Raw genomic sequence first — 15,435 nt, forward strand, 5'->3', positions numbered from 1 at the left:
ACCAAAGCCTTGATGGGCGACGTCCGCTGACACGGGCCACGGGTTTGATCCGACGGGCCCCCGCCCCCGGGGGTGCGGCGGCCCTTCGTCATGGCGCGCACGGTCACGGCCCACGCGCCTCGGACCGGTCGGCTTCCGGGGCGAACCAGGGCGGGGCCGAGGCCTTGCGGACGGCGGGCAGCCGCATACGGCGGGCCGGCCGGGCCGCGTGGCCGGGGCGGCGCGGGTGCACGCGGTCGACCACGGCCAGGGCGGCACGGAACAGCGCCGCGGGGACGACCAGCAGGACGAGGGCCCAGAACAGCGCCACGCCCCACGGGCGGCCCACGCCCCAGGGGTGTTCGGCGAGCACCTTGCCGCCGTACTTCAGTGTCACGGTGTAGTCGCCGTGCGCCCCGGCCGCGAGCTCCACGGGCAGCTCGACACGGGCCTTGCCGCCGGGCCGGATCGTGCCCCGCCACCGCTGGTCCTGCCACTCGGGGGCGAACACGCCGTGCGAGGTGCCGACCCGGAAGACCGGGTCGCGCACGGGGGACGTGCCGACGTTGCCGACGGTGACCACGAGCGTCCGGGCGGGCGGGGAGCCGAACCAGGTGAGCAGACCGCCGGAGCCCCGCAGCCTCGTGTCCGCGAGCAGGGACAGCCGGCCGCCGGCCGCGTCCGCGGGCAGCGGTTCGACGGCGTGCCCGGCGACCTGGAGAGCGGCGTCGGCCTCGGCCCCCGCCCCCGTCACGGTCGCCGCGTGCACCACGCAGGGGCACGGCACCGGCGGCTCGACGACGGGCAGTTCACGGCGGAAGCGCCCCTCCGTGTCGGTGGTGACGGCCCGGCCGTCGGCGTTGGCACAGGAGTTGGTGCCGCCGGTCACCCCCCGCTTCGGCTCGGCCTGCCCGCACACGAGCAGCGTCAGCAGGGCACGGGGCCGCCAGCCGCTGCCGCTGACGGTGACCGAACCGCCCGTCCCGGCCTGGGACGCGGACAGCTCGACCACGGGCCGCTCGGCCGCCTCCGAGGGCCCGGCACCGGCCAGGACCAGCAGCAGCGCGAGCAGAACCGGCAGTGACCCGTGCGTAGGACGGACGGCGGGCGGCATCGGCGGCTCCAGCGGTCGTTGCGCTCAGCGGTGCACCTGCCGGCGAGGGCGTGCGGCGGTCAACGGCCCGCCCTCGCCTCCCGGTGACGCCGGGTCAGCCACAGGGCACCCGCCGCTCCGGTGAGCAGGACCGTGCCGCCGAGGGTGCCGAGGGCGACGGCCGAGTCCTCGGGCCCGGTCTGCGGAAGTCCGGCACCGCTGTCCGGGCCGGAGCCGCCGCCCTGGGCGGAGCCGGTGGTGCCGCCGCCGCTCGCGGCCGTGACGTCGAGGGTGAGGGACGGACCCGGGTCGTTCGTCGGAGTGCACGTGGTCGTCGTGCCGAGCGCCTTGATGGTGAGCACACCGGCCGTGAAGGTGACCTCACCGCTCTTCTTCGGCGTGTACGTGCCGCTCAGGTCGCTGATCTTGATGGGCGTGTTGGCCGGGATCGCGGCGTCGTTGGCGGGGCCGGTCACCGACAGGGTGCCGCTGTCGGCGCCACCCAGGGCGATGGTGGCGCTCGGCGTCATCGCGCCCTTGCCCAGTTCGACCGGGCTGGAGGAGACGCCCTTCTGCCAGGACATGGTGATCCGGTAGCCGCCGCCGCTCCTGACGCCCTTGATGTCGATGGGCGAAACGGCACTCTTGTCACCGATCGGCGTCTTGCACTGGTAGTTGACGTCGACGACCTCGGCCCGGGCGACGGGGGCGGCCATCCACACCGCCGAGCCGGCCAGGGCCGCGGCGGACGCGAGCACGGCGGTTCGTTTCCGGTACGACACGGTGCCGCTCCCCTTCCTGTTCCTGACGGCGCATCAGATAGGGCCGTCAAGGTACGCCCGGGGCCTTGAGGAAGGAAGACACAGAGCACGGCGGATCCGCGGCGGAAGGTCACCCGTTCGGACGCACCGCGGGTGCCCGCACCGGACCGGAAATCCGACAGGCGCACACAGGAGCGGACAGATATGCACGCAATCGCGCCGATATGTCCGGATGAAGTAAGGAGTGCCAGGAAGTGAGAAATCTGCCCGATATCAGGCAGGTGCACCCAGTTCCGCCCACACTGTCTTGCCGGACACTCCCGGCGTACGGACGACCCCCCAGTCCAGGCACAGACGCTGGACGATGAACATGCCATGACCGCCGGGGCGACCCGCACGGTGCGGGGTGCGGGGGGCCGGCTGGCCGGTGCCCCGGTCCGTGACCTCGACGCGGATCACCTTGTTGTCGCAGGTGATGCGCAGGTTGTCCGGCCCCTCGGCATGCAGGCAGGCATTGGTGACCAGCTCGGAGACGACCAGCAGCACGTCCTCGGCGGCGGCCCGCTGATCGGCGGAGGCGGCGGGCAGCCAGCCCCACGCGTACAGCGCCTGGCGGGTGAAGTCGCGGGCCAGCGGAACGACGCCGCTCTCGTCCTCGAAGCTCAGCCGGCGCACCTGCGGACCCCCTGGCGGCGCCACGGCCCCGGACGACGCACCCGCGCCCTCGCCGGACGCACCGGCCGCCGCTACGCCACCCTCGGACGCCCCGGAAGCGCCGTCGGGCTCCGGCCCGCGGTCGCCCGGCGAGTAAGGCCGGGTGGTGCTCATCAGCGCTTCACCTCACCGATTCACCAGTTCACGATTCAAAAGATTCACTACACGGTCGGTCACGCCGGGCGCGGCAGGGCGGTTCTGCGGCACCCCCGCCACCCTGGCGACCGACAGGTTCAGGATGTCTCCTGCCCTGGCGGGCGAGCGGAACACCCATGTATTCCGCACGAATGACGTGACGGGACCGACACACCGGTCACAGGGGGATGTCCGAGGTGCCGCGCACCGACACACCGCCGGTCAGCCCGACTCTTCGGCCAGGGCCGCCTCAAGCGAGTCATGGACGCTGAAGACCGCATCCGCACCCGTGATCTCGAATACGCGTGCCACCACCGGCTGCATGCCGGCGAGTGAGACGCCGCCACCGGCGGCCTCCGCCTTCAGCCGCGCCCCGAGAAGCACGTTGAGCCCTGTGGAGTCACAGAACTCCAGGCGCGCGCAATCGATGACCAGGCGCTTGAATCCCTTGGCGAGGCAGTCCTCGAGTGGCTCACGCAACAGATCGGCGGTGTGGTGATCCAACTCACCCGCCGGGGTCACGACGGCACTAGAGCCCTCTTCCCGCACCTCCACCAGAAGCCGGCCAGACTGTGCGCTGCCGACCGTCCCGCGGTCCATGCCGTCTCTCTCTCCCGACGTCGAGGTGGTTGCTGACGCCCTCGAACACTACGCCTTCCCAGCACGCTTCGACACCCGAACAACTACACACAAACGGACATATGCCCACAGAACGCACTTGCGGTGGGCTCGGGAAAGCGGGTAGGCCTAGTAAGTACACGTACCCGACCACGGCCGGCTTTGGAGGCGCCGCACACCGCAGTGCACCTAACGGCTCCGGCAGCCATATGCCGAGAACGATGGAGGACATCATGTCACCCCGGCTCGACGCATCGCGTACCCAGAAAGCGACGTCGACACCCCCTCCGGAACATCTGGATCCCATCGAGCAGGACGAGATGCTCGTCACACAGGACGGCCTTCTCGCCGGACTTCCGGACATCCCCCCGTACGAGGAAGTCGACGCGGTCGACGCCCGGGCGTTGTCCAAGACCCTCTTCGAGCGTCTGGAGACGCTGGAGGAAGGGACCCACGAGTACTCGTACGTCCGCAACACGCTCGTCGAACTGAACCTCGCGCTGGTCAAGTTCGCCGCCTCCCGGTTCCGCTCCCGCAGCGAGCCGATGGAGGACATCATCCAGGTCGGCACCATCGGCCTGATCAAGGCGATCGACCGCTTCGAGCTGTCCCGCGGTGTGGAGTTCCCCACGTTCGCGATGCCGACGATCGTCGGCGAGATCAAGCGCTTCTTCCGCGACACCTCGTGGTCCGTGCGCGTTCCGCGGCGGCTCCAGGAGCTGCGGCTCGACCTGGCCAAGGCCGGTGACGAACTGGCCCAGAAGCTCGACCGCGCCCCCACGGTGGCCGAGCTGGCCGAACGCCTCGGACTCTCCAACGACGAGGTCGTCGAGGGCATGGCCGCGTCGAACGCCTACACCGCCTCCTCGCTGGACGCCCAGCCTGAGGAGGACGACTCCGAGGGCGCGCTCGCGGACCGCATCGGCTACGAGGACCACGGACTCGAAGGCATCGAGTACGTCGAGTCGTTGAAGCCGCTGATAGCCGAACTGCCGCCGCGCGACCGCAAGATCCTGTCCCTGCGGTTCGTCGCCGGCATGACCCAGTCGGAGATCGGCGAAGAGCTCGGCATCTCGCAGATGCACGTCTCGCGTCTGCTGTCGCGGACGCTGGTGCGGCTGCGCAAGGGGCTGACCGTCGAGGAGTGATCCCCGACCCGGGTGAACGTGTCCTTCGGGGGCGGGCCGCACGGCCCGCCCCCAGGCGCGTGTCCCCGGTGGTGCCGCGGAGGTTCCGCCGCGTCTCAGGAGTTGAGGAACAGCACGGCCGTCGGGAGCAGCGGGGCGGTCAGGCTCAGCAGCCAGTAGGTGTGCGGGGCGAGCGCCGTCCTGCGCCGTAGCGGCAGGTTGGCGAGCCACCAGAGCAGACCGTACAGCGTGACGACAGGGATCACGATCACGAGCCAGAGGGCCATGCCGTCGTTCTCGGTGGGTTCCCGCGTGGTCCAGCCGGCCGCGGCGAGCGGCCCGTTCGCCACGAAGTACCACAGCAGCCAGAACGGCACCACGCCCGGTATCCCGAGCAGCAGGTTCACCACGAGTGGTGCCGACCAGTGCTTCGCCATCCGTCCCCGCCCTCCGGTGATGCCGGCCGTCCCGCGACGGCGGCACCGTATTATCCCGGGCCGGTGATCACACCATCCGCCGTCCTCGCCGCCACACCCCGCTCACCAGCGGAACGCCGGGGCGGTAGGCCAGGTGGACGTGGCTCGGGGCGTCGAGGAGCGTCAGGTCCGCCCGGGCACCCGGCGTGAGACGGCCCACGTCGTCGCGCCGCAGGGCCGCCGCGCCGCCCGCCGTGGCCGACCACACGGCCTCGTCGGGGGTCATCCCCATGTCCCGTACCGCCAGGGCGACGCAGAACGGCACGGACGAGGTGAAGGACGAGCCGGGGTTGCAGTCCGTGGACAGCGCGACCGTGACCCCGGCGTCCAGCAGCCGCCGCGCGTCCGGCCATTCGGCCCGCGTGGAGAACTCGGCGCCCGGCAGCAGGGTGGCGACGGTGCGGCTGCCGGCCAGGGCGTCCACGTCCGCGTCCGTGAGGTGGGTGCAGTGGTCGGCGCTGGCGGCGTCGAGCTCGACCGCGAGCTGCACGCCGGGGCCGTAGGAGAGCTGGTTGGCGTGGATGCGGGGGTGCAGGCCCCGGGCCTTGCCGGCGGTGAGGATCGCGCGGGCCTGGTCGCCGTCGAAGGCGCCCTGCTCGCAGAACACGTCGATCCAGCGGGCGTGCGGGGCGCAGGCGTCGAGCATCTCGCCGGTGACCAGGGCGACATAGCCGGCCGGGTCCTCGGCGTGGTCCGGCGGGACGATGTGCGCGCCGAGGTAGGTGACCTCGTCGGTGTGGGCGGCGGCGATGCGCAGGGCGCGGGCCTCGTCCTCGACGGTCAGGCCGTAGCCGGACTTGGTCTCGAGGGTGGTGGTGCCCTGGCGGAGGGCTTCGGCGAGGTAACGCGTGACGTTGGCCTCGAGTTCCTCGTCGCTCGCCGCGCGGGTGGCCGCGACGGTGGTGCGGATGCCGCCCGCGCTGTAGGGACGCCCGGACATGCGGGCGTTGAACTCCTGCGTCCGGTCGCCCGCGAACACGAGGTGGGAGTGGGAGTCCACGAAGCCGGGCAGGGCCGCCCGCCCGCCCGCGTCGACGCGATTGTCAGTGGCGGGTGCTTTCCTGTGATCACCGGTCCACACGACGCGGTCGCCTTCGATGACGACGGCCGCGTCCTGGACCAGTCCGAGGGGGGAACCGTCACCGAGGGAGGGGTCGTTGGTGACCAGGCTTGCGATGTTCGTGATGAGCGTGCTTGCGGTGCTCGCGGAGTGGGCGGGGCTGACGGTCGTCGCGTTGCTCATGGCGTCCTTGGTGGCCTGGTCGGCGGTGGGGGCGGGTTCGCTGCCCGGCTTCTGCGGCTTCATCCGCGCAGGGCTGCGACGGCGTCCGCGAGGGCTTTCGGCACATCCGGTACGAGGGAGTGCACCCCGTCCCGTACGACGTGCCGTCCTGCCACGACCGTATGCGACACGTCCGCTGCCGACGCGGCGAATACGGCCGCCTCGGCCCCGAGCCGCGGAAGCGGCCCTGCAGTCCTGACCGAGTCGAGCGCGATGGTGGTGAAGTCGGCGAGCGCGCCGGGCTCCAGGGCGCCCGCGCCGTCCCAGCCGAGGGCCGCGTGGCCGTCGGCCGAGGCCGCCCGCAGCAGGGCCGCCGCCGTCCAGTGACCTCGGGTGCGGGTGCGCAGCCGCTCGTCGAGCTCCATGGCCCGTGCCTCTTCGAGCAGGTCGATCACGGCGTGGCTGTCGGAGCCGAGGCAGAGCGGTGAGCCTTCGTTCTGGAGGGCGACGGCAGGTCCGATGCCGTCCGCGAGGTCCCGCTCGGTGGTCGGGCACATGCAGGTGCCGGTGCCGCTGCCGCCGATGAGGGAGATGTCCTCGGCGGTGAGGTGCGTGTTGTGGACTCCGGTGGTGCGCGGTCCGAGGACGCCGTGCAGCGCGAGGAGCTGGGTCGGGGTGCAGCCGTGGACCTCCCGGCAGGCCTCGTTCTCGGCGGTCTGTTCGGACAGGTGCACATGGAGCGGGGCTCCCCGCTCCTCGGCCCATCGTGCGACGGTCTCCAGCTGGTCGGCGGGCACGGCCCGTACGGAGTGGATCGCCGCGCCGATCCGTGCGTGATCCCGTTCCTTGAGAAGTGAAGAGCGTACGGCCCAGGCCTCGGCGTCCCCGTCGGAGAAGCGGAGCTGCTGGGTGGTGGGCGGTTGCCCGAAGCCGGAGGAGAGGTAGGCGGTGTCGAGGAGGGTGATGCGGATACCGGCTTCGGCGGCGGCCGTGATGAGGGCCTCGCCCATGGCGTTGGGATCGGCGTAGGGGGTGCCGCCGGGGGCGTGGTGGACGTAGTGGAACTCGCCGACGGCCGTGATGCCGGCCAGGGCCATCTCGGCGTACACGGCGCGGGCGAGGGCGTGGTAGCGGTCCGGGGTGAGCCGGGCGGCCGTGGCGTACATGACCTCGCGCCAGGTCCAGAAGGTTCCGGAGCCGACCTGGACGGTGCCGCGCAGGGCGCGGTGGAAGGCGTGGCTGTGGGCGTTGGCCAGGCCGGGAAGGGTGAGTCCGCGCAGCACCTCGGCACCGGGGGGCGGCGCGGCCGTGTCCGGGCGGACGGCGGTGATGCGGCCGTCCGCGACGTCGAGGGCCACGCCCGGCTCGACATGGGTACCGAGCCAGGCGTGCTCCAGCCAGTACGTCCGCGGGGCTGCTGTCGTCACCTGCACGCCAGTCCTTCCAGTACGTCGGCGAGTGCGAGTACCCCGGCCACGCAGTCGTCCTCGCTCGCGGACTCGGCCGGCGAGTGGGAGACGCCGGTGGGGTTGCGCACGAACAGCATGGCGGTCGGGATGCTCCCGGACAGGATCCCGGCGTCGTGTCCGGCTCCGGTGCCGAGGACGGGGACGGTGAGGCCGGTGTCCGTGCCGAGGATGCGGGCGAGTTCGTCCCGCAGGGCGTGGTCGAACTCGACGACGGGGGTGAAGGACTCGCGGACGACGTCGAGGTCGATGCCGTGGGCGTCCGCGTAGCCGCGGGCCGCCTTCTCGATGCCGCCGACCACGGTGTCGAGGCGCGTCTGGTCCTCGGCACGGGAGTCGAGCCAGCCGCGCACCAGGGAGGGGACGGCGTTGACGCCGTTGGGCTCCACGGCGATCTTGCCGAAGGTGGCGACGGCTCCCGCGAGTTCGGCCTCGCGCCGCGCGGCGAGGACGGTCTCGGCGTAGGACAGCATGGGGTCGCGACGGTCGGCGAGGCGGGTGGTGCCGGCGTGGTTGGCCTCGCCGCGGAAGTCGAACCGCCACCGGCCGTGCGGCCAGATGGCGCTGGCGATGCCGACCCGGTCGCCGGACAGGTCCAGGGCCCGGCCCTGCTCGACGTGCAGTTCGACGAACGCGCCGATGCGGGCGAGCCGTTCGGGGTCCGGCCCGATGGCGTCCGGGTCGTATCCGGCCGCCTCCATGGCCCGGGGCAGTGTCACGCCGTCGCCGTCGGTGAGGCGGTGCGCCTGCTCGCGGGTGAGCTGCCCGGCGGTGAGCCGGGACCCGACGCAGGCGAGCCCGAACCGGGCGCCCTCCTCGTCGCCGAAGTTCACGATGGCGAGGGGGCGGGTGAAGCGGGCGTTCCTGTCGCGCAGCTCGTCCAGCGCGGCGAAGGCGGACACGACTCCGAGGGGCCCGTCGAAGGCGCCGCCGTCCGGCACGGAGTCCAGGTGCGATCCGGTGACGACGGCGTCGCCCTCGGCGGGGTCGCCCAGCCAGGCCCACTGGTTGCCGTTCCGGTCGAGCTCGTGGGAGAGGCCCCGTGCACGGGCCTGGTCCTCGAACCAGGCGCGGCAGTCGGCGTCGGCGTCCGTCCAGGCGAAGCGGCGGTAGCCGCCGGAAGCGGAGCTGCGGCCGACCGGCAGCAGCTCCGCCCACATGCTGTGGAAACTCACGCGCCGTCACCCTCGCGCATCGGGACGCGCACGCCCCGCTCCCCCGCCACCGACTCGGCGATGTCGTATCCGGCGTCGACGTGCCGGATGACGCCCATGCCGGGGTCGTTGGTGAGCACCCGGCGGATCTTCTCGCCCGCGAGCGGGGTGCCGTCGGCCACCGTCACCTGGCCGGCGTGGATGGAGCGGCCCATGCCGACGCCGCCGCCGTGGTGGATCGAAACCCAGGACGCTCCGGAGGCGACGTTCACCATGGCGTTGAGCAGCGGCCAGTCGGCGATCGCGTCGGAGCCGTCGAGCATGGCCTCGGTCTCCCGGTAGGGGGACGCGACGGAGCCGCAGTCGAGGTGGTCGCGGCCGATGACGACCGGCGCGGCCAGTTCCCCGCTCGCGACCATGTCGTTGAACCGCTCGCCGGCCTTGTCCCGCTCGCCGTAGCCGAGCCAGCAGATCCGGGCGGGCAGGCCCTGGAAGTGGACGCGTTCGCCGGCCATCTTGATCCAGCGGGCCAGGGACTCGTTCTCCGGGAAGAGATCGAGGATCGCCTTGTCGGTCTTGGCGATGTCGGAGGCCTCGCCGGACAGGGCGGCCCAGCGGAAGGGGCCCTTGCCTTCGCAGAACAGGGGGCGGATGTAGGCGGGGACGAAGCCGGGGAAGGCGAAGGCACGGTCGTATCCGGCGAGCTGGGCCTCGCCCCGGATGGAGTTGCCGTAGTCGAAGACCTCGGCGCCGGCGTCCATGAAGCCGACCATGGCCTCGACGTGCCGGGCCATGGACTCGCGGGCCCGGGTGGTGAAGCCGGCCGGGTCCTTGGCGGCGGCGTCGGCCATGTCCTCGAAGGCGGTGCCGAGCGGCAGGTAGGCCAGCGGGTCGTGGGCCGAGGTCTGGTCGGTCACGATGTCGATGGGGGCGCCCATGGCGAGGAGCTGCGGCACCAGCTCGGCCGCGTTGCCGAGGACGCCGATGGAGAGGGGACGGCGGGCGTCGCGCGCCTCGGTCGCCAGCCGGAGCGCGTGGTCCAGGGAGTCGGCCTTCACGTCCAGGTAGCGGTGCTCGATGCGCCGGTCGATGGCCCGGGGGTCGCAGTCGATGCAGATCGCGACGCCGTCGTTCATGGTCACGGCGAGCGGCTGGGCGCCGCCCATGCCGCCGAGGCCGGCGGTGAGGGTGATGGTGCCGGCCAGCGAGCCGCCGAACTTCTTCGCGGCGACGGCGGCGAAGGTCTCGTAGGTGCCCTGGAGGATGCCCTGGGTACCGATGTAGATCCAGGAGCCGGCGGTCATCTGCCCGTACATGGTCAGGCCGAGCTGTTCGAGGCGGCGGAACTCCTCCCAGTTGGCCCAGTCGCCGACCAGGTTGGAGTTGGCGATGAGGACGCGCGGGGCCCATTCATGGGTCTGCATGACGCCGACGGGGCGGCCGGACTGGACCAGCATGGTCTCGTCCTGCTTCAGCCCCTTCAGCGTGCGCACCATGGCGTCGAAGGAGCGCCAGTCGCGGGCGGCCTTGCCGGTGCCGCCGTAGACGACGAGCTTGTCGGGGTGCTCGGCGACCTCCGGGTCGAGGTTGTTGTGCAGCATCCGCAGGGCCGCTTCCTGCTGCCATCCCAGGGCGCTCGGTTCCGTGCCGCGCGGCGCTCGGACGGGGCGGGGTCCTGACATGGTGCCTCCTGGGTGGGTGCTCCCGGCGGAATGTTGCTGCTTCTATTCACATCCTGGACTCATGAATAGGGCTAGTCAATACGTCGGGGCGTCGGCGCGGCGGTGCCGAGGATGTTTGGCTGGACGCATGGGCGCACACATCGAGGCGGAAGAGGCGGGCGACGACGCAGCCGGGCGGGCGGCCCGGCGGGACGAGGCGGTGCGGGCGGCCGTGGAGCAAGGGCTGCTCGGGCCCGCCGGCCCCATCGTCGGGTTGCTGGACGTCACCGGTATCCGGGAGTCGGCGGCGGAGCTACGGGCGGCGTTCGCCGCGGTGGTGGCGCCGGGCACGCCCGTGCTGCACGCCTTCGCGGTGAAGGCGACCCCGCTGGTGCCGGTGCTGCGGCTGCTGCGGGAGGAGGGGGTCGGCGCGGAGGTCGCGAGCGCCGGTGAGCTGGCCCTGGCGCGGGCGGCGGGCATGCCGGTGGAGATGACGGTGCTCGACTCCCCCGCGAAGACCCCGGCCGAGCTGCGCGAGGCGCTGGCCCTGGGCATCGCCGTCAACGCCGACAATCCGCAGGAGCTGGACCGCATCGACGCCCTCATGCGGTCCGGGGCCGGCCGCTCCCCTCTCGGAATCCGGGTGAACCCGCAGGTCGGCGGCGGTTCCATCGAGGCGTTGTCCACGGCGACGGCGACCTCCAAGTTCGGGGTCGCGTTGCGCGACGAGGGAGCCCGGGAGTGGGTCGTCCAGGCATATCTGGACCGGCCGTGGCTGACCCGCCTGCACACGCACACCGGCTCGCAGGGGATCCCGCCGGCCCTGATGGCGCGGGGCGTGGCGGAGACGTACGCGCTCGCGGAGGAGATCAACCGGCGGGCCGGGCGGCGGCAGGTCGACACGCTCGACATCGGCGGCGGCCTGCCGGTGAACTTCGCGTCGGACGCGACGACCCCGACGTACGCGCAGTACGCGCGGCTGCTGGCCGGGGAGGTGCCGGGGCTGCTCGACGGGCGGTACGGGCTGGTCACCGAGTTCGGACGGTCCCTGCTGGCGAAGCACGGGACGGTGGTGGCGCGCGTCGAGTACGCGAAGACCTCCGGCGGGCGGGCCGTGGCGGTGACGCATGCCGGGGTGCAGGTGGCCGCGCGGACGGTGTACGCGCCGGGGAGCTGGCCGTTGCGCATCGCCGCGTACGACGCGAAGGGGCGGCCGAAGCAGGGGCCCGTCGTCGTGCAGGACGTCGCGGGGCCGGCCTGTTTCGCGGGGGACCTGCTGGCGGAGGGCCGGTCCATGCCGCTGCTGGAGCAGGGGGACTACGCGGCGGCGCTGGACACCGGGGCGTACTACTTCGCGCACCACTACGGCTACAACTCGCTGGTGCGGCCCGGGGTGTACGGGTTCGGGCCGGGCGGGCACTTCGCGGTGGTGCGGCGGGCGCAGACCGTGGAGGAAGTCGTCGCGGAGTCGGGTGGGGCGGAGGTGGCTGCGTTGACGCGGGCGGGGTGGGGGGTTCCATAGGGTTTCGGCCGCGGGTGCGTCGTGGCCTGCCGCGCAGTTCCCCGCGCCCCTGGGTGGGCACGCCACCGCCGGGTGACGCGAGCGCCCTGGGAAGACCCCGGTTTCGGCCGCGGGTGCGTCGTGGCCTGCCGCGCAGCTCCCCGCGCCCCTGGGTGGGCACGCCACCGCCGGGTGACGCGAGCGCCCTGGGAAGACCCCGGTTTCGGCCGCGCGAACGTCGTGGCCTGGCGCGCAGTTCCCCGCGCCCCTGGGTGCGCACGCCACCGCCGGGTGACGCGAGCGCCCTGGGAAGACCCCGGTTTCGGCCGCGCGAACGTCGTGGCCTGCCGCGCAGCTCCCCGCGCCCCCCTGGGGCGGCGGCCCGTCGCTCGGTCAGACCAGCGTCGGCGACTTCCTCCGGGCGCCTCCCGGTGCCGCGTCCCCCGCTGCGATGCCCGTGCTGCGGTACGCCTTCACCCGCTTGCCGGCCGGGTGGGCCGCACCATCGCGCAGCCAGTCCACGCGGACCCACAGCAGCGCTTCACCGGCCTGCTCCCGGCGGCCCAGCCAGGCCGACTTCAGCCACAGGCCGACGCCGCAGCCGGCCAGCAGCATGCCGCCGGCGGCCGGGGCGGCGAACGCGCTGCCCAGGGCGGCGAGGAAGGCGAGCAGAAGCCACCAGCGGTGGCCCCGGCGCCAGTTGCGTACCGTGACCGCGCGGTCCTGGAGTACGTCGTGCCTGCCGGCCTTGGACGCGGCGGCGGCCAGGGCCGCGTAGCGCTTGCGGCGACCACCGGCCACGGCGGCCGCCGCCAGGACGAAGAGGGCCGCTCCGGCCAGGACGCCGATGCGGCGTCCGGTCAGGCCCGGCGCCGGCAGGCCGATGCCCGCCGCGAGCACGCCCAGCCACCACAGCGGGGCCGCCCCCGCCCGTACGACGACGGCCACCCTGGCCAGTCCCTGTCCTCCGCGCGTCACGTCCAGCCTCCGTCCGGTCTCCGAAGCCTCGGGGAGAAACACGGTAGCCACGCCACGTGAGACGCATCTTAAAAACCCGCACGTGCCGTCAGTCGACGAACAGGCCCCGCGCCGCCGCCTTCGTGTCGAACTCCTCCAGGCGGGACTGGGCCTGGGGCAGGTCGTCGCACATGGCCTCCAGCAGGACCCTGCCGAGCAGCATCGGCGCGCACGCCGTGTCGAACGCGAGGCCGGTGCCGACCGCGGCGGGCAGCAGCAGGTCGGACACCTTGGCGACGGGTGCGAACGCGGAGTCGGCGACCGTGACGACGGTCAGCCCGGCCTCCTTGGTGTAGGCGAGGGTGTCGACGACCTCACGGGGGTGCCGGGGCAGCGCGAAACAGAGCAGTGCGCTCGCGCCGGCCCGGACGGCGGCGTCGATCCGGTCCTGGAGCATCGTGCCGCCCTCGCCGAGCAGCCGTACGTCCGGATGCACCTTGGCGGCGAAGTAGGCGAAGCCGTGCGCCTGGGCGGCGGCCGCCCGCAGGCCGAGGACGAGCAGCGGGCGGGAGGCCGCGAGGAGCCGCCCCGCGCGCCGGACGGGCGCCGGATCGGCCAGTGCCTCCGCCAGGTGCCGCAGGTTCTCGATCTCGGCCTCGACGGCCTGCTGGTACTCGTTGTGGGCCACGGTCTCCGCGGCGGGTTCGGCCGGGGCGACCTCGCGCAGATGGCGGCGCAGGGCGGGGTAGCCGTCGAAGCCGAGGGCGACGGCGAACCGGGTCACGGACGGCTGGCTGACCCCGGCCAGCTCGGCGAGCTCCACACTCGACAGGAACGGCACGTCGGCGGCGCGCCGCACCATGCTGTGCGCGATGCGCCGCTGGGTCGGCGTCAGCCGGTGGCCCTCGAAGAGCGCCTGGAGCCGCGCGGCAGGGCTGTCGGTCACGCTCATGACGTGCTCCCCCTCGCCTATTCAGTAGCTGAGGATTCTGCATGAGCATATGCAGAGCGGCAAGCCGGCAGGGTGGGGCGTGGCAACCGGACAGCTGCCACGCCTCGCCCCCGTCGCACCGGTCAGGCGCTGGACCCCGCGATCCCGGTGCCGCGGCACGGTGCAGGAAGGCGCGCCGGCCGGCATCCCCACCTCGGTGCTCAGCGGCATCGCGGCAGGCAAGGCCGCTCGGCGGGGTGACCGGTAGCCCCCCGCGGAATCGGGGGGCTAACCCCAGTGCGGCCGGTGCCGCCCCTTTCTACCGTGGACGGCATGACGGGAATGGACGCGCGGGACACCGACCTGAAGAAGGAACTGGACGCCACCCTGCACGCACGCAGGGATCTGGGCGAGGAGTACGAGTCGGCGCTGGTCGACTCGTTCCTGGAGAAGGTCGACCAGCGGATCGACGGCGCGGTGGAGCGCCGGGTGCGCCGGCAGCTCGCCGAGCAGCAGATGCAGACGGCCCGGGACTCCCGGTCGCCGAGGGCCACGGACTCCTGGGGCGAGCGGTTCGGCTTCGGGATCGTCTCCCTGGTCCTGGCGGTGCCGCTGTCGGCGATCGGCGGGGGCGTGGCCCGTCTGCCCGGGCTGCTCGTCGCCTGGGCGGGCATCGTCGGCGTCAACGTCGTGCAGGCGCTCCGCACCAACCCGAACCTCTTCGGCCGCCGCAGCAAGTCCTCCCAGGACCGGGCCTGGGAGGACTGAACGCCCCGTGCGGGCCGGTTTCACACCTGCCGTGTCGGCAGCGCGACGATCTGCCGCAGGTTGACCCGCCGCGGCCGGCTCGTCGCGTAGGCCACCAGGTCGGCCAGCTCCTCGGCGGACAGTGCGCCCACCACGTCGAGCATGCCCTCGACCTGCCGGGCCAGTTCGGCGTCGGAGATGTGGGTGCGCAGCTCGCTCTCCACGAACCCGGGCTCGATGTTGGTGACCCGGACGTCACGGGGCCCGAACTCCCCGCGCAGGGCCTCCGACAGATAGGTCACGGCAGCCTTGGTCGCGCCGTACACCGCGTAGTTCGGGAAGCTGACGTGCGCGGCGACGGACGAGATGTTCACGATGTCGGCCGTACGGCCGTCCGCGGCGGCGCTCACCAGGTCGCCGGTGAAGGCGCCGGTCATCCGCAGCACCCCGGCGACGTTGGTGTCGAGCATCCGCTGCCACTCGTCGGCGCGCCGGTCGTCCACGGGGTGGGGCAGCATGACACCGGCGCAGTTCACGACCAGGTCGACGGTCCCGTACTCCGCGTGGACACGGGCGGCGGCGTCGGTCACGGACGTCTCGTCGGTGACGTCCGCGGCGACGGGCAGGGCCTGCCCGCCGTCGGCCCGGATCTTCCCGGCGATCGCCGTCAGCCGTTCCGTCCGCCGGGCCAGCAGGGCCACCCGGACCCCGTGCGTGGCCAGCAGCACGGCGACGGCCTCGCCGATCCCGCTCGCGGCTCCGGTGACGACGGCGGTACGGCCGGCCAGGGTGTCGTACGACATGGGATACCCCCTCGGTGGGCGGCCGGGGCGTGTCCCCGGCCTCGGCCACCACCCTCGGCGGCTTCGGCCGCGCCACCCAGGGCTGCGCTC

The 15,435-nt window shown here is 73.0% G+C and carries 15 protein-coding genes; 3 read left to right on the forward strand and 12 right to left on the reverse strand.

Annotated features, from left to right (window positions below; translation table 11 throughout):
* Nucleotides 1-103: 103 nt before the first annotated feature.
* The 4 genes from AB0E85_RS00005 to AB0E85_RS00020 form a co-directional block, all read right to left on the reverse strand.
* A complete protein-coding gene (locus tag AB0E85_RS00005; RefSeq protein ID WP_361920811.1) occupies nucleotides 104-1,093 on the reverse strand; it encodes a hypothetical protein in 990 nt (329 codons plus the stop codon).
* A gap of 59 nt (nucleotides 1,094-1,152) precedes the next feature.
* Nucleotides 1,153-1,854, reverse strand: a complete 702-nt coding sequence (locus AB0E85_RS00010) for an LPXTG cell wall anchor domain-containing protein (protein ID WP_361920813.1) — start codon at nucleotides 1,852-1,854, stop codon at nucleotides 1,153-1,155.
* A 252-nt stretch (nucleotides 1,855-2,106) separates the two neighbouring features.
* Entirely contained in the window at nucleotides 2,107-2,661 is a 555-nt protein-coding gene (locus AB0E85_RS00015; RefSeq protein WP_361920815.1) for an ATP-binding protein, read from the reverse strand.
* A gap of 243 nt (nucleotides 2,662-2,904) precedes the next feature.
* Nucleotides 2,905-3,282, reverse strand: a complete 378-nt coding sequence (locus tag AB0E85_RS00020; RefSeq protein ID WP_361920817.1) for an STAS domain-containing protein — start codon at nucleotides 3,280-3,282, stop codon at nucleotides 2,905-2,907.
* Nucleotides 3,283-3,521: 239 nt separating this feature from the next.
* On the opposite strand from AB0E85_RS00020, the gene AB0E85_RS00025 reads away from it, so the two are divergent.
* Entirely contained in the window at nucleotides 3,522-4,448 is a 927-nt protein-coding gene (locus AB0E85_RS00025; protein WP_033312019.1) for an RNA polymerase sigma factor SigF, read from the forward strand.
* A 95-nt stretch (nucleotides 4,449-4,543) separates the two neighbouring features.
* Here the strand turns inward: AB0E85_RS00025 and AB0E85_RS00030 are convergent, their stop codons facing one another.
* The 5 genes from AB0E85_RS00030 to hutU all read right to left on the reverse strand — a co-directional run bounded on the left by AB0E85_RS00030 (nucleotide 4,544) and on the right by hutU (nucleotide 10,427).
* A complete protein-coding gene (locus AB0E85_RS00030; RefSeq protein WP_361920820.1) occupies nucleotides 4,544-4,864 on the reverse strand; it encodes a hypothetical protein in 321 nt (106 codons plus the stop codon).
* A 67-nt stretch (nucleotides 4,865-4,931) separates the two neighbouring features.
* Nucleotides 4,932-6,209, reverse strand: coding sequence for an imidazolonepropionase (gene hutI, locus AB0E85_RS00035; protein ID WP_361920821.1), 1,278 nt, complete (start codon nucleotides 6,207-6,209; stop codon nucleotides 4,932-4,934).
* Nucleotides 6,206-7,558 (reverse strand): formimidoylglutamate deiminase, encoded by a 1,353-nt coding sequence (locus AB0E85_RS00040; RefSeq protein ID WP_361920823.1) that lies wholly within the window; start codon nucleotides 7,556-7,558, stop codon nucleotides 6,206-6,208. Before AB0E85_RS00040 ends, hutI begins: the two co-directional genes overlap by 4 nt.
* Complete coding sequence (locus AB0E85_RS00045) at nucleotides 7,549-8,766, reverse strand: allantoate amidohydrolase (protein ID WP_361920825.1); 1,218 nt, start codon at nucleotides 8,764-8,766, stop codon at nucleotides 7,549-7,551. Before AB0E85_RS00045 ends, AB0E85_RS00040 begins: the two co-directional genes overlap by 10 nt.
* Complete coding sequence (gene hutU / locus AB0E85_RS00050) at nucleotides 8,763-10,427, reverse strand: urocanate hydratase (RefSeq protein ID WP_361920827.1); 1,665 nt, start codon at nucleotides 10,425-10,427, stop codon at nucleotides 8,763-8,765. The genes AB0E85_RS00045 and hutU overlap by 4 nt, the downstream gene beginning before the upstream one ends.
* Before the next feature lie 127 nt (nucleotides 10,428-10,554).
* Between hutU and AB0E85_RS00055 the strand changes: the two genes are divergently transcribed.
* Complete coding sequence (locus tag AB0E85_RS00055) at nucleotides 10,555-11,928, forward strand: diaminopimelate decarboxylase (protein WP_361920829.1); 1,374 nt, start codon at nucleotides 10,555-10,557, stop codon at nucleotides 11,926-11,928.
* A gap of 372 nt (nucleotides 11,929-12,300) precedes the next feature.
* On the opposite strand, the gene AB0E85_RS00060 is transcribed toward AB0E85_RS00055, so the two are convergent.
* Together AB0E85_RS00060 and AB0E85_RS00065 are read right to left on the reverse strand one after the other, a co-directional pair.
* The gene (locus AB0E85_RS00060) at nucleotides 12,301-12,885 is read right to left on the reverse strand and encodes a hypothetical protein (RefSeq protein WP_361920831.1); all 585 of its coding nucleotides are present in this window, start codon (nucleotides 12,883-12,885) and stop codon (nucleotides 12,301-12,303) included.
* An 88-nt stretch (nucleotides 12,886-12,973) separates the two neighbouring features.
* The gene (locus AB0E85_RS00065) at nucleotides 12,974-13,816 is read right to left on the reverse strand and encodes a MurR/RpiR family transcriptional regulator (RefSeq protein ID WP_361920833.1); all 843 of its coding nucleotides are present in this window, start codon (nucleotides 13,814-13,816) and stop codon (nucleotides 12,974-12,976) included.
* Between the two features lie 321 nt (nucleotides 13,817-14,137).
* Between AB0E85_RS00065 and AB0E85_RS00070 the strand changes: the two genes are divergently transcribed.
* Complete coding sequence (locus tag AB0E85_RS00070) at nucleotides 14,138-14,563, forward strand: hypothetical protein (RefSeq protein ID WP_361921431.1); 426 nt, start codon at nucleotides 14,138-14,140, stop codon at nucleotides 14,561-14,563.
* A gap of 20 nt (nucleotides 14,564-14,583) precedes the next feature.
* Here AB0E85_RS00070 and AB0E85_RS00075 read toward each other — a convergent pair whose 3' ends face one another.
* The gene (locus AB0E85_RS00075; protein WP_361920835.1) at nucleotides 14,584-15,345 is read right to left on the reverse strand and encodes an SDR family oxidoreductase; all 762 of its coding nucleotides are present in this window, start codon (nucleotides 15,343-15,345) and stop codon (nucleotides 14,584-14,586) included.
* Nucleotides 15,346-15,435: the final 90 nt, after the last annotated feature.

It is taken from the genome of Streptomyces sp. NPDC029044, assembly GCF_040637495.1.
In the GTDB taxonomy this organism is placed as follows: Bacteria; Actinomycetota; Actinomycetes; order Streptomycetales; family Streptomycetaceae; genus Streptomyces.